The 14,084-nt window shown below is 41.0% G+C and carries 11 protein-coding genes; all 11 read left to right on the top strand.

The window, feature by feature from the left end:
• Positions 1-4: 4 nt before the first annotated feature.
• From WKT13_RS09500 to WKT13_RS09450, 11 genes are read left to right on the top strand one after another with little or no spacing between them, the layout of a single operon-like run.
• Positions 5-244 carry a hypothetical protein gene (locus tag WKT13_RS09500; RefSeq protein ID WP_298620961.1) on the top strand — a complete coding sequence of 80 codons (240 nt, stop codon included), beginning with the start codon at positions 5-7 and terminating at the stop codon, positions 242-244.
• Positions 241-1,695: a hypothetical protein gene (locus WKT13_RS09495; RefSeq protein WP_340323699.1), complete on the top strand. Its 1,455-nt coding sequence runs from the start codon at positions 241-243 to the stop codon at positions 1,693-1,695. Before WKT13_RS09500 ends, WKT13_RS09495 begins: the two co-directional genes overlap by 4 nt.
• Positions 1,667-2,515, top strand: a complete 849-nt coding sequence (locus WKT13_RS09490; protein ID WP_340323698.1) for a DUF6712 family protein — start codon at positions 1,667-1,669, stop codon at positions 2,513-2,515. Before WKT13_RS09495 ends, WKT13_RS09490 begins: the two co-directional genes overlap by 29 nt.
• Positions 2,463-3,275, top strand: a complete 813-nt coding sequence (locus tag WKT13_RS09485; RefSeq protein WP_340323697.1) for a hypothetical protein — start codon at positions 2,463-2,465, stop codon at positions 3,273-3,275. The genes WKT13_RS09490 and WKT13_RS09485 overlap by 53 nt, the downstream gene beginning before the upstream one ends.
• Positions 3,272-3,775, top strand: coding sequence for a hypothetical protein (locus tag WKT13_RS09480; protein WP_340323696.1), 504 nt, complete (start codon positions 3,272-3,274; stop codon positions 3,773-3,775). Before WKT13_RS09485 ends, WKT13_RS09480 begins: the two co-directional genes overlap by 4 nt.
• A gap of 47 nt (positions 3,776-3,822) precedes the next feature.
• Positions 3,823-4,404, top strand: coding sequence for a hypothetical protein (locus WKT13_RS09475; RefSeq protein ID WP_340323695.1), 582 nt, complete (start codon positions 3,823-3,825; stop codon positions 4,402-4,404).
• Positions 4,405-4,459: 55 nt separating this feature from the next.
• The gene (locus WKT13_RS09470) at positions 4,460-6,691 is read left to right on the top strand and encodes a hypothetical protein (RefSeq protein ID WP_340323694.1); all 2,232 of its coding nucleotides are present in this window, start codon (positions 4,460-4,462) and stop codon (positions 6,689-6,691) included.
• A 7-nt stretch (positions 6,692-6,698) separates the two neighbouring features.
• Entirely contained in the window at positions 6,699-6,962 is a 264-nt protein-coding gene (locus WKT13_RS09465; RefSeq protein ID WP_340323693.1) for a hypothetical protein, read from the top strand.
• Between the two features lie 17 nt (positions 6,963-6,979).
• The gene (locus WKT13_RS09460; RefSeq protein ID WP_340323692.1) at positions 6,980-7,351 is read left to right on the top strand and encodes a hypothetical protein; all 372 of its coding nucleotides are present in this window, start codon (positions 6,980-6,982) and stop codon (positions 7,349-7,351) included.
• On the top strand, positions 7,348-7,521 hold the full coding sequence (locus WKT13_RS09455) for an MFS transporter (RefSeq protein WP_340323691.1): 174 nt from the start codon (positions 7,348-7,350) through the stop codon (positions 7,519-7,521). Before WKT13_RS09460 ends, WKT13_RS09455 begins: the two co-directional genes overlap by 4 nt.
• Positions 7,522-7,538: 17 nt before the next feature.
• Positions 7,539-14,075 carry a leucine-rich repeat domain-containing protein gene (locus WKT13_RS09450; protein WP_340323690.1) on the top strand — a complete coding sequence of 2,179 codons (6,537 nt, stop codon included), beginning with the start codon at positions 7,539-7,541 and terminating at the stop codon, positions 14,073-14,075.
• Positions 14,076-14,084: the final 9 nt, after the last annotated feature.

Raw genomic sequence — 14,084 nt, 5'->3', positions numbered from 1 at the left:
AATTATGGTAATGCACTTTACCGAGATGCAGCACTACATAGCTCTTGCCGAGGAACGCAGGCAGACACTTAATGTCAGAGCGTGGACCAGCGAGGGGAAGGTAAACCTGTACAAGGGGTGGCTCGTGCACCACCAATACTGGCGTAAAGGCTTCGTCAGACTGCGTAACCCTGTGAATAATGAGATACGGCTTATACCAGAGATATACATTATAGAGATTAACGGATACAGCATATACTTATGAACGAAGATATGAGATTAATGCCTGTTGGCAGGACAAAGGACACCACACGCTATACCATTGTGCCGTCTGGCGTCGGTGGCAAAGGTTTTCAGGACTCTGTCTCGTCGGAATACGGTAAGGATTCAGCCCTTGCCTTCGACGAGGATGAGATTCTGTCACCAATCGACATCGAGATAAAGGGTAAGCAATATAAATATGTGCCTTTCGGTGCAGACAACATGCTGCCTTTCAACATTAAAAATATGATAGGTAGCAATATGGTCACAAGCCAGTGCCAGCAGTTCAACATCCTTGCTTGCTATGGCCAAGGAGTCAGATTTATTGACCGCGAGACCAAGCATGACGTTGATGACGAGGAGATACTTGATTTTTGCCTGCGAAATTCGCTGCACGACTGCTTCATGGAGCAATGCACGGATATGAAGTATTTCTTCTTCAGCGTGACCGTAATCATCCTGAACAGGAAGGGCAATAAGATTGTGACTGTTCGCAACAAGGATGCGTGCTATTGCCGGTTCGAATATGCTCCATCAACTAAGTCTGGTAAGATTGAGCATGTCTTTTTCGGTGATTTCCGGGTTGGCTCGCTCGACGAAAACCATATCGAGGTCATCCCTTTGCTCGACTATTGGGATCCGCTCGGCGATCTGATGGTAAGGATGGGAAGGAAGCGCGACCCGAACACCGGCTCTAACCGCCCGATGACAAGAGACCGTAAGTTTGCCATACTGTGCAAGGTGCCGACGCCGGGCACACAGTATTATCCTATACCTTACTATATGAGTATTTTCCGCGACGCCTGGTTTGACATTTACCGTCTCATAGGCATCGGCAAACGCTTCATGATAAAGAATACCTCTGCGCCTCGCACACAGATAGAGGTACATAACGATTACTGGGACAACGTGTGCGACATGGAGGGTATAACAGACGAAGCTAAACGTATCGAACGTAAGGAAAAAGAGAAGCAGGACATAATCAACTTCGTAACAGGCGTCGAGAATGCCGGCAAGGCTATAGTGTCCGGATATTACATTGACCCGAACGGAAAGGAGAATCGTATGGTCAGAATTTATCCGCTTAATGACGCTTCGAAAAAAGAGGGCGGCAACTGGAGCGACGATATGAGCGAGGCATCCAACGCTCTGTGCTTCGCTTTCGGAATACATCCTAATCTCGTCGGCGCGACTCCGGGCAAGAGTCAGATGAACAACTCCGGTTCGGACAAGCGCGAACTCTTTACGCTTAAACAGGCTCTCGAGAAACCTATGCACGACGTGATGTGCAAGCCGTACCATGTCATCCTGCACTACAACGGGTGGAATAAGAAAGCATCCATTGATGTGCCGATGATACAGCTTACGACGCTCGACGAAAATAAGGATGCAAAGAAAACAACAGTGGCTAATACTAATAAAAAAGATGATGATAACGACAATAACGAAGAATGATCTGGAAAGGGTTCTGCCGATAGCGATGTCATCGCAGAACGGTATATATGAGATGGCGCAGCCGGAGATGATGAATCAGCTCTGCATATACAATATGGAACTGCTTGGGGAGGAAGGTGATAAATTAATAGAAGAATCTGGCACCAACAGCATACTTTATTATAACTATCTCAGACTTGTAGCTTCAAGTGCGTTTCTTCAGCTTATGAGGCAAATGGACCTCGTACTGACTCCTACGGGATTCGGTGTCGTGTCAAATGACAACCTGTCGCCGGCGAGCAAACAGCGCGTTGATGCTTTGGAAGACCAGCTGCGCAAGACACAATATATCAGCAAGGCTTATGTTATCCTTTTCCTGCGGGGCGAGGCATGGGGCAATACTCAACAGGCCAAGGACAACATACCTTATATGTATGATGAGTATGATTACTTTGTCCGGCACGATTACAACGATAATAATGATGTGGACGGATGGCTAAAGGTGCAACAGGCACTTAAGGATGCTGATATGTATCTTCGCCAGAAAATATCTGATGAGCAACTCGATATTATACTTTCGGCTTACAGGACAAAGGGGACTGCAGACTATGACAATTATTACAGCATCATCGGCAATATAAGGTCGTTCTACCAAGTTTGGGCGTTCCGCAGCCCGGAGATTGCAAAGCAAACTCCAATGAGACTAATTCTCTCTAAATTGGAGAATGTCAACAACGCGGAACTTTATAAAACATATCTTGAGTCAGATGCTTATAAGATTAATCATCATGAGAGTTTTCAAAACACTAAGGACAGCAGTGCCTTCTTTTTCAACGGATAAGAAAAGTGTCAATTTCGACGTGCCTAAATCATGGCAGGAGATGACCACAGAACAGTTGCATTATACATTGTTTCTGCTCGCGACTTTCGCCGATACGACAGTTGTCAAGACTTATATGTTTATCAGGTTCACCGGTTTGCATGTTGTAAAAAGAGACAGGTTCGGCTGGCGATGCTATGTGCGTACAGGCTTCTGCGGCATGAAGAGGGTACCGGTGACGTTGGCAGCCTGGCAGATAGAATATTTCCTGAAGATTTTTGATTACATCGACTCGTATGTGGACATGGGCGTCAGGTTGGATGACGTCCGTGGCCTGCATGCGGTCGATGTTAATCTTCATGGCGTAAGATTCATCGATTATCTTAACGCCGAAAAATATTATCAGGCATATTGCGTCAATCAAGATGATCGGTTTTTGTATAATATTGCTCTCGAACTTTACCGTAAAAAGAATGGAACCAAGGTAAAAAAAATAAAGCTGGATAAGGCACAGCTTCTTGGTGTGTTCCTTTGGTATTCATACGCTAAGGATATATTCGCTAAATCATTTCCACACTTATTTAAGAGAACTGATGATATGGCAGAAAATGAGGAATACAATTTCCTCGCGTCAGTGAATGTACAGATAAGAGCACTCACGGATGGTGACGTGACCAAAGAACAGCAGATCTTTGACACAGACTGTTGGCGTGCTCTTACCGAACTCGACGCTAAAGCACGAGAGACAGAGGAACTCAAAAAACAAATGAAGAAAAAATGAACACACACGACACGTTCAACGCACTTGCGTATTTCAAAGACCTTGCCGACCATAATAAACTGGCAAAAGAAAATGGTTTTAAATCTTGTTATTGCGCCGGGGTAGAGGGCATTAACGATGTTATTCAGGAATTCCGGAAGACATCGAACTTTATTATGATTGACGACACCGCGTCGCAGAACACTTACAGTAAGGGTGTAAGTTTTTTTGACCGCAATGTATATACTGTGTTTATCTTAGCGTCATACAGATATGATGACATGGCAGATCGCGAGGAGAAACTCAAACTTTGCCGACGGATATTCCGCCAGATACACAGTAAACTGCTCCATGACAAGGAAACTCTCGCTTATGGTGACAGCCTCGAATACATGGATATGAACTCGATATACTCGAAGGAACTGCCGAAGTATTCGATGAATGGCGTCACCGGTTTATATTTCATGGTCAACAACGATGAGCCGGTTGACCTTACTTATAATGCAGATGAGTGGGAGTAATGGAAATATTGGGAAATTTTCGGATATTTTCCGCTAAATGATATGATATGGATAAAAATACCGGAAGACGCAACCAATCGGACATAGATGCTTTTAACAGAGGATGGGCGAGGTTTCTCGTGGACATATTGCAAGAACAGATTGACAAATTGTCTGTCGGCGATACTGGAAATTTGAGAAGAAGTATTGACCATGCGCTTCACGGCACAGATACCATTGAGCATAAATTCCTGTTGTATGGTATATATGTTGCCGCTGGTGTTGGTAAAGGTTTTAAACATGGCAATGGCGGTAACCTCTTGTTTATGGATGATGCCTATCGTGCAGAAAACGGCTATGGTCGCAAACAAGTCGGTGCCGGACTTTCCGAGGACGCAATGCTCGAGCCAAAGTTTGAGCATATCACTGTCCAACATGGTAAGAATGCCGGTAAGAAGGCAGCCCTGGTCAGGGGAAAAAGAAAGCGCGAAGACTGGTTCATGCGCAAGTATTATTACCAACTGCAGCGGTTTAATGAAAAGCAGGCAATGATGTATGGTGAAGCATACCAAGGTCTTGTGTCATCATTTCTTGAGGGACTTTTCAGTGCTCTCAACGCGAAGAACCGCATCAGGTCCAACCGGTTCTGATGTATTTTTATTATCACATCTTGATTTTTATTTTTGCTAATAACTAAAATTGAGCATGAGTACATTTGAGAACTTGAAGAAATTATTCGAGGAAATTCGAGATGAACACCGGAAAAACTCGAACACAGCGGAGAGGATTGGCAATGCCTTCCTCTCCCTCTTATCATTTTTCAATATAAATACAGATAAATTTCTTCGGAAAGATATTGAAGACACTGCTCAAAAGAAGATAACATTTCTCGATGGTGCTCATTTCGGCAAGAATGGTGGTTCTATTGATAAGGATGGAAATGCCGCATTTATGATCGCTGTCATAAGCGAATTGATGCGTTCTGTTAGGTTTGTCGATGGTATTAATGGCGAAGGATGGCAACTGTGGATAGATTCACTTTCAGGACTAAGTAATCTGACTATAGATAAAGTTACGATACGGCAGACTCTTGTCGCTATGGAATATCTTATCGAAAAGGTGCGTAGTACAAATGGACAGATTGTCGTCAGTGCAGCAAATGGTAAGATTAAGGATGTGCGCAAAAATGATGATTATGTTTATATAACATTTGAACAGGGAAATGAATTTGAAGAACACGATCTAATTCGTTGTGCAGAATTTACAGGAACACAACGCCATGAATATTGGGTAGAGATCTCTGCAGTGGATGGGGATGTTGTTGTAATCCCGTTGACTGAATTCGGGGGTATAGAACCTAATATCGGTGATGAATGTGTTTTGATGGGTAACACCCAGAACTGTCTTCGTCAAAACCTTATTTCCATAGCAGCAACCGAAGACGGACAACCGAGAATAGACGTATTGGATAAAGTCAGCGCGAAGCATTTCAATGGTTGTCTTCGTGTACGAATTGGGTGTTTGGATGGTATCAGTGACAGTAGTTTCCCGGCAAACAAACAGCCGCAAGGTTATGGTTTGTATGGTGACAATGTGTATCTTAAAGGAACATTCTTACTGGAAACCGGTGAGGATATCCTTACAAAATTCAGCATAACGGAAGGTAAAATAGAAAGTGCTGTTGAAAGTCTCAGAAAGGATTTATCCGAAGAAAAGAGCTATCTGGCAAATTCATCATTTTCTGATGGCTTATCCAAATGGGAGACAGAAGCAAGTGCCCTTTTGTTTATGCGAGCAGGAAAGTGGTTGCTGGCTAACGGCGCACCTTTGGCCAAGAAATCTGATTATGCGACCGTAAAAACCGATTCTGGCAGAACAACATTATATATCAACAATAAGTTTGTTTTGCAGAAAAATGAGAACTTCAGGTATCATCCGGAGTTTGAGGAAAACGAAGAAGGATTGAAAAAGGTAGAACCGGTATATATATCATTTTTCTACCGTGTGGCAAAGAAAGGCGTGCTGACAATATCATTTGAAAACATTGATAAAAGCGGTTTCGAAGACTTCGATCCTTATGGGTACAGCTCAGAGATGGATGTTACCGACGGATATCAGACTTTCAATACATCTTTGATTTGGAACGGCACCGGTGATTTTAAACTGTCATTCACTGGCGAGATATACATATATATGCTTGTGCTCAGTACAGACCGTGCTGATGCTTTGGCGTACAGATACAGAACGCTGTTTGAACAATCAGATACGCTGGTAAAGATAGTTGCAGAGAACTTCGACAAAGATGGAAATGTTATTGAGTCTTCAAGCATCATCACAAACGCGAAGTACAACCATTTAATGTCTAAGTATTTCGATGAAGACGGTAGGCTTCTCCAGACCGCAGGGCTTGTCACGACAGCAGAAATGAACAAGCTGTATGCCTTTGATGCAAACGGAAATCTTGTATCAATGATAGAGCAGACTGCCGCCGATATAAAGATATCTGCGAAAAACATATCACTCGAAGGACTTGTGACGGCAAATGACAACTTTAAAATTCTCGAAGACGGTAGTATCGAGGCAAACGGTAACTTTGTTTCTAAGGATGATAAATATGGGAACTCAATTATAATCAATGCGTCGTCAGGATCATTTAAGATGATAGGACCCTCAGCTGTGGACGCTGGCGACCTTCCTGCTGACGACAACAGGAAAGATCTTTACGCACTGGAGTTTCTTACAGACTCTGAATCTTCTCAAAGATATGCTTCTATAAAGTTATGGGGCGGTGACATCCTGACAATCAACCCCTACAATGGTTTTTACCTGGTAAATCCATTAGGTAAGGCTTATTGTCATCTGACAAAGGAATCCCTGGAGTTCAGAAATGAAGACGGTGAGTATGCTGTGTTTGATATAACAGGTTATCACAAATGATTAAGATATGAAAATTGATTTTAAAAATTTTTCCATAAAAAAAAGCGTGGCAAGCGCTGAATTTATCAAGTGTGATGTACGCGAGAGGTTTGCAGACGTATTGTATATGGCCGTCAACGGAATACGTGCGCATACGCTTGCAATGAAAATATTCAAAAGTGACGGACCGACAGATTACACATACGAGGAGGTTATGATGATTAAACGTACAGCTGAAAATTTTTGCACTCCTGCTTTCATCGACGGCTTGCGTGCTCAGATTTCAGAATAATAAGTAAATGAATTGCTATGACTGACGAAGAAAAAAATGAGATTATCAACGCAATTAGAGCTGAGAGCGTTGATGTGAACGACCTCGAGAAGGTGGAGACGTTGGATGATGCAACATCTCTACCGGCAACACAGAACGGCAAAGTTGTTACTGTGCCAATCAGCTTATTAGCAAAACCAGCGATAGATGCAGCAGCGAATGCCGATGCTGCGGCAGAACATGCAGAAGAAGAAGCCAATAAGGCTACAGAAGCTGCCACATCAGCTAATGCGGCAGCAAAAGAAGCACAGAAAACAGCCGATATGAATGTGTTCTTATCGAAGGATGAGTTTAAAGAGATTGAACCGGAAGATGATAAATTGTACTTTGTTTTTGAGAATGAGGAATGATTTTCAAGGGGAATAAAGAAATAACTGAAATATATCAAGGCAAGAAAATAATTGCCGCAATATATAAAGGAGCTACACTTGTATGGCAATCAGTTAGAAGTTGCTTTGGAAGTGGTGCCTGGGATAATGATAAACCCTGGAATAATGATGATGGTTGGAATAATGGTTAAAAAAATAAATAAAGAATATGCCAAATAAATCTTATAACGATATAAGGAATTTACAAGAAGATTGGAATAACGACGATCGCAACGGATTACCCTATGCAGGTCAATCTGTCCAGAAATTCCTAAAGAAATATTGTCAACTTGCCGACGACAACAACACGACTAAGGCAGGTGCGTTCTATTTTGACACAGCCAATATGAGGTTTTACTTCTTCCGAACCGAGGAGGATAAAGCTGAATATTTGCTGACAAATGATGCTTCGTTGGTGTTGTCGCAGCAAGATATAGTATTTAGTGGTACTCAAAAGAGAATCACTATTACTAACGGTATGCAGAGCACAAATCTGTATTTTACAACAAACTCAGGCACCGCTGAAATAACTGTTGGTTTTAAGTCTGAAGAAAAAGAAATAACTGCTTCTGACTGGAATACAGTTGTCGAGGATGCGTACTTTACTGTGTCTGTTGATAAAGGATCCACCGGTAAATATATCAATATAATTGAAAACCAACTTGTAAAGGATGGCGACACACTGACCTTTGACGTATTCAATTATCTTTCCTCTGGTGCAAACAGAGTAAAAGTTACTGCTGTTGGTGCAATATCTGAGCAGACGGCCAACCTGGGATATACTGTTACATTGACTTCTATGTATCTATCACCGGCCAACTTTAACTGGTATGTACCATTTGTAGAAGGCTCTCCATACAATCTCGGAGGAATGAACATCGGCGGTGCACTTAATAAGAAACTTGTAATCCGTGTTACCAACGAAACCGGTTATAGTGCACAGTACGAAGAAAACTTAGGTACCGCAACCTATGTAACAAACCCGTACTATTATACCGCTTTGCCATTTCCAACTGCGGGCACAGGCATTTATAATGTAGAAATATGGCTGGATGCCGACGGCCTACAATCGGAACACCTGAGCTACAACATGATGTTTGTAGCCCAAACAGATGTGCATACAGCGCAGTTGTGCTGCATATCCAATGAAGCCGACAAAGTTGTAAACTATTCTGATAACACCCTGTTCAGTTATGCCGTTTACAACGGCGGTGCCACAACCGCTTCACCTAAAATCACATTAAAGTCTATCATCAATACAAATCCGACCACAATTATTGATGAATATCTGTATGACGTCGCAACGGCAACAGAGTTGCAGTATAAGATAAATCTTGAGATTGAAACAGACGAGTCTAACGTTAAGCTGGACTCACAGTTGGTTTTTGGGGTCGAGCAACGTGTGATTTTCACCGTAGATAACTCTAATTCATATCCTGCAGTTGGTGGAGCATTATTCTATCTTAATGCTGCAAACCGAAACAACTCGCAGGATAACAAGACAAATATTATCAACGAGGCCAACAAAGAGACTATAAGCGCAGAGTGGACCAATATGTCGTGGGTATCTGACGGATGGACCACCGATGAGGGAGGAAGAAAATGTCTTTATCTTCCTGCAAGAACGGGTGTTAATCTTAACTATTCTCCGTTCAGTTCTTTAGGGCAGGGAAAGACAATAGAAATTACTTTCAAAGTCAAAAATGCTTCTGATGCTAACGAGAATATCATCACAATATGTGACGAACCGGATTCACCAACATTTAGAGGTATTCGGATCCGCCCGAATAATATCTTGGTACATTCCCGTGACTTGAATATTGACAATGATAACCAGTCTTATGACATACCGGAAGACACGCTTATAAATATGCAGGTTTCTGTGGTTAGAGATTATAAAGTCAATTACGGAAATCTTTGCATCATTTATGTCAACGGCGTGCGTAAGAAAGAATTTGCGTATTCTACTGCTGATAGCTGGATAACACAGGCTAATATTATCCTCGGCTCTCAGACTGCCGACCTTTACGTTTACAATATCCGTGTTTATTCAAAAGGTTTCGGTACTCAGGATGCGTTACAGAATTACGTAGCATCACTGCCTACATCAACAGACAAGAAAAAGGCTTATGACCTATTCAGCAGCGTAATTGACGATTCTTATTCCGTCAACTATGAAAAGACAAAGAGCGTAGCCAATGTCGTTACTATAGAGATGTTGAATGGTTCGGAGCTTCCGCATTACGGCTTGAGTAAAGACTATTCGGCAAAATGTAATCTGTCTGTTTTTTGGAACGGGCATCCAGAATGGAACTGGAGTATTGACAATATCCCGGTTGAAGGACAGGGAACAACATCTATGAACTACTTTAGATGGAACTTACGTTGGAGGCTTGACAAGTCTTCCGGATATACTATACATCTTGCAGATGGTACGACTTCGCAAGAAAATGCCCTTTGGTTTGACGGAGAAAACAATCATCCGAAGGTTTCAAGAATGACTGCAAAGATAAATTATGCTTCTTCTATGCAGTCTCATAAGATTGGTGCAACAGGAGTTTATAATGATGTGCACGAGCATCTTGGTCTTAACAATGAAGTAAACGGTAGAGTTGCCGTTTATCAGGAACCGTTCTATTTCTTTGAGAAAACATTGATAGAAGGGTCTGATAGCCAATATACATATAAGTTTATAGGCTTATTTACTTTTGGCGCAGATAAAGGCGATAAAGTGACTTTTGGTTATAAGGAACCGGAAGTAAAAGATAATCTTTTGGTTTTGGAAGGTCTTGACCACCCTATTAAAAGTGTGGGCATGGATTATCCTTGGTCTGAATTGAAATATGTAGCAGATGAAGAATCTCTTTGTGTTGATAAGGGAGCTGACACCTATGATGCCGCTTGGGAGGTATCTCAGTCGGGTAGTGCAGAGTCTGAAGAAGAAATCCAGGCAAAACTTGATGCCGAATTTAAACCGGCTTATGAGGTTGCATATAATAACTCCACAATGATTATCGGTACAGACGAAACTCTCGAAACAATAAATGCTGATGTGGATGCTTGGGGACAGCGTACCGATGAAAACGGAAATGCTTATCAGCGTTATGAGTTCTGGATTGACGGTGAATATGAGCTTTACTATCTTTCCAAAAAGACAAATAAGTATGTCAAGAACGGTGTGAATTTGTTAACACAGCTCGGACTTTCTACTGAGGATTTATCCGGACTTGACATAAAGGCAAAGAACGAGTTGTTTAAATCCAAACGCAGAGAAAAGTTCAAGGCTGAGATGCAGAACTATTGGGATTTGGACGACTGCTTGTATTGCTTGTGTATGCTGCTGCTTCTCGGAGCAACTGATAACTTCAAGAAAAACTCATATCCATACAAGCTGAACACCCTTGCAAGCGGTTCCCGTTGGCGTTGGAGACAAGATGACCTTGACACTTTGTTTGACATTGATAACCAGGGATTGGCCGTCAAAGGATATTCAATCGAAATGCACGACTGGACTGATGCCAATAAGACTGCATACGTCTTTAAAGGTGAGGATTCTGTATTCTGGACTCTTTTGAACGAGTGCTTTGAGGTTGAGGAAAAGGCTATGGGTAAGAAAATCCTGCAAGCAATGTATGAAATGAGCGATACAGGAACCACAACCATAGACCGCCTTATGGGATTTTTCAATAAGTACTTTTGGAATAAGGCACAAAACTACTTTACGAAGTCAGCGTATAATGCTGATGCTGAATTTAAGTACGAAGAAGCGTGGCCGAAATATACAAGCGGTGAATATGATGTTGACGTTCATCCTTTGGCACAATCTTTGGGTGACCACTTAGAGGCTGAAATGCTTTGGGTGCGTCAAAGACTTATCTACATGATGAGCAAATGGGGCTTCGGACCGTTCGCTCAATATACAGATTCCTGTCTCGGTCGTATAAACTTCCGTACACAGCTTGCACAGTCATTTAAGCTGACACCTTTCATGGATATGTACCCGTGCATACTCAGCGGACAGGGTGCTGTTCATGCAAGCCCTAATCGTGTCTTGTCCGGAGAGGAAGTAACTATTGCAGGTGCAGGTGGTACTAATACCAACGTGTATATAATGGCTGCCGACGAACTTGAGAGTATAGGTGACTTGTCAACGCTTACAGTTGATGCAGCAGGTAACGCAGGTATCACAATAGCTTCCAAACGACTGAAAGAAATTAAGGTCGGTGATGAAGTTGCGGAGAAAGTAACATCTAACTTGCAGCAGTTGAATATAGGTCAGTGTGATAGTCTTATAAAGGTTGATGCGAGAAATCTGAAAGCGTTAACCGGAACAGTTGACTTATCACGTTGTCCTCGTCTTGTTGAAGCATATTTCGCAGGTACTGATGTCAGAAGCATAACATTTGCCAATGGTAGTAAGATTGAGAAAATACAGCTCTCTGACGCTACAACAGTGTTGGAGCTTCTGAATTTAAGTATGCTTAAGAACCTCGAATGGGGTAATCTCAGTAAGGTTGAGTTCTTTAGAATAGAGAACTGTGGAGTGCTTGATTCTTTTGCAAAGTTGAAAGAAATCTACAATCAAGATAATACTGCACTCACTAACATAAGACTTTTGGGCTTTGAGTATAACGGTGTATCACAAGATGTGGACCTCCTTGCAAATCTTGCTACTGATAAGGACAAGAATGGTGAGCCACATGACTTTAGAGGTATAGACTCAAATGGTGTGCCATCTGAAGACTTGCTGCCCGTCCTTGAGGGTAAAATGACCCTTGAGGGTAACGCTTATGAAGACAGCTTCAGAACAGTGGAAAGTTATTTTCCGAATGTTGTGTTTGACTTACAGGGTGTTCTTTATGTTAGATTTGCTGACTCAGAAGTTGATAGAATTTTAAGAGAAACAATCGGAGACGGAACAGGTACATCTATTGATGTAGTTGAATCTACAGAAGCTTTAACCGGATGGCCGCAATCAAATAACACTGTTGTTACTTTTAACGAGTTAGAAAAATTCAAGAGCTTAACTAAATTGCCAGGACAGATGTTTCGTTATAGTACAACATTAAAAGAGATAACCTTACCACCCAATTTATTGGAAATGACAGACTATTGTTTAAATTTATCAGTCTCAAATAATTTGGAAAAGATAGGGTACTTACCTAAATCAATAGAAACATTGGGTGCTATGGCTCTTGCTAATATAAAATGTTTAGAAGAGGAAATAAGCCTACCTAATTTACAGAAAATTGGTAATAGCGCATTTGGTAACACAAATATAGTTAGATGTATTTCTTTAGGTAAAATTACCACAGGAGAGATACCGACAGGATGCTTTGATGGCTGTCAGGAACTTACAGAAGTCATTTGGCCTGTAACAATTACATCTATAGGTGCTACAGCATTCAGAAACTGCTCAAAACTTACTACAATAGAACTTACAGATAAGATATCATCTATAGGTCTTAGTGCATTTGAAGGCTGCTCTTCGTTAGGAGGAACTATAAACTTTCCACTATTAACTGGCGTTCTCCCTAAGGGTGTGTTTCATAATACTGCCATAGAGCATATACAGTCTTTAGGTAATATTACTGAATTACAGGGAGCACAAGGAAATGCAACTGCTTGTTTTTCCTCATGTGCTAATTTGTTAAGTGCAGTATTACCAGAAACTCTACAGATTATAGGTGCTTACTCATTTTATAATTGTGCAAATTTATCTTATGATGTTAGCAGTTTACCTAAAGCAATTACATCAATAGGTTCGCAGGCATTTTACAGTTGTAGTAATATCAATGGGGTAATAAATCTTCCAAATTTACAATCTTTAGGTGACAGAGCATTTTATAACTGCTTAGGAATTACTAAAATTGAAAATCTTGGCAGTAGTATTACCTCAATAGGTATGCTTACTTTTAAGGGTTGTGAAAATGCCTCAATAGATGTTGGAATAATCCCTAAAACAGTAACTATGATTGATAAGGAGGCTTTCTATGGAACTTTGTCCTATGGAGAACTGAATCTCCCAAATCTTACTGGAACATTTTATGCTAATTCATTTATGAATAGTAATATTACAAAAATAAATAGCTTAGGAAAAATTAGTGTCATAGATGCACCATTTATGAGTAACTGGGATTATAGATATTTCAAGAATTTGAAAAGTATAGTATTTCCAGAAAGTCTAACTAACATTAAGGGTGGGTATTTATTATACACAACAGAAACATTAGAACCTTATGACTTAGGCAATTTACCAAAGTCTTTAGTAGAGTGTAATATCGGTTCTTTTTATAATTCTTTCGGAGAAATTAGTCTTCCAAATTTAACGGGCGCCTTTGCTATAAACAACTCTAATGTAACTAAGGTAAAAAATTTAGGTAAGATTACCACATTACAGAATGGTTGCTTAAATAATTGTGGAAAACTTACATATGTTTCTATTCCAGAAACAGTTACGAGTATAATATATGGCCCATTTTTTAAATGTGATGCTCTGAAAGTTTTAATAATGAATAGTAGTACACCTTTTAATATTAGTAGCACTCAACTTTTATCTCCAGAACAGAGAGAAAGGGTTAAGATATATGTTCCAGACGATAGTGTAGAAGCATATAAGCAAGCATCAGGATGGATTGACTTGGCGACTATAATACACCCAATGTCTGAATATGTAGAAGGCGAAGAAGATGAAGTAACTGAATAATATATTTAA

Source organism: Prevotella sp. HCN-7019, assembly GCF_037890215.1.
Lineage (GTDB): Bacteria > Bacteroidota > Bacteroidia > Bacteroidales > Bacteroidaceae > Prevotella.
The sequence above is the reverse complement of the archived record's forward strand: the minus strand, read 5'-3'. Positions and strand labels throughout refer to the sequence as shown.

Bases quoted from the DNA above. Each gene is read 5' to 3' on its own strand.
- WKT13_RS09500 (WP_298620961.1), top strand. From the start codon at position 5: ATGGTAATGCACTTTACCGAGATGCAGCACTACATAGCTCTTGCCGAG.
- WKT13_RS09485 (WP_340323697.1), top strand. From the start codon at position 2,463: ATGAGAGTTTTCAAAACACTAAGGACAGCAGTGCCTTCTTTTTCAACG.
- WKT13_RS09450 (WP_340323690.1), top strand. From the start codon at position 7,539: ATGCCAAATAAATCTTATAACGATATAAGGAATTTACAAGAAGATTGG.
- WKT13_RS09480 (WP_340323696.1), top strand. From the start codon at position 3,272: ATGAACACACACGACACGTTCAACGCACTTGCGTATTTCAAAGACCTT.
- WKT13_RS09455 (WP_340323691.1), top strand. From the start codon at position 7,348: ATGATTTTCAAGGGGAATAAAGAAATAACTGAAATATATCAAGGCAAG.
- WKT13_RS09470 (WP_340323694.1), top strand. From the start codon at position 4,460: ATGAGTACATTTGAGAACTTGAAGAAATTATTCGAGGAAATTCGAGAT.
- WKT13_RS09460 (WP_340323692.1), top strand. From the start codon at position 6,980: ATGACTGACGAAGAAAAAAATGAGATTATCAACGCAATTAGAGCTGAG.
- WKT13_RS09490 (WP_340323698.1), top strand. From the start codon at position 1,667: ATGATGATAACGACAATAACGAAGAATGATCTGGAAAGGGTTCTGCCG.
- WKT13_RS09495 (WP_340323699.1), top strand. From the start codon at position 241: ATGAACGAAGATATGAGATTAATGCCTGTTGGCAGGACAAAGGACACC.
- WKT13_RS09465 (WP_340323693.1), top strand. From the start codon at position 6,699: ATGAAAATTGATTTTAAAAATTTTTCCATAAAAAAAAGCGTGGCAAGC.
- WKT13_RS09475 (WP_340323695.1), top strand. From the start codon at position 3,823: ATGGATAAAAATACCGGAAGACGCAACCAATCGGACATAGATGCTTTT.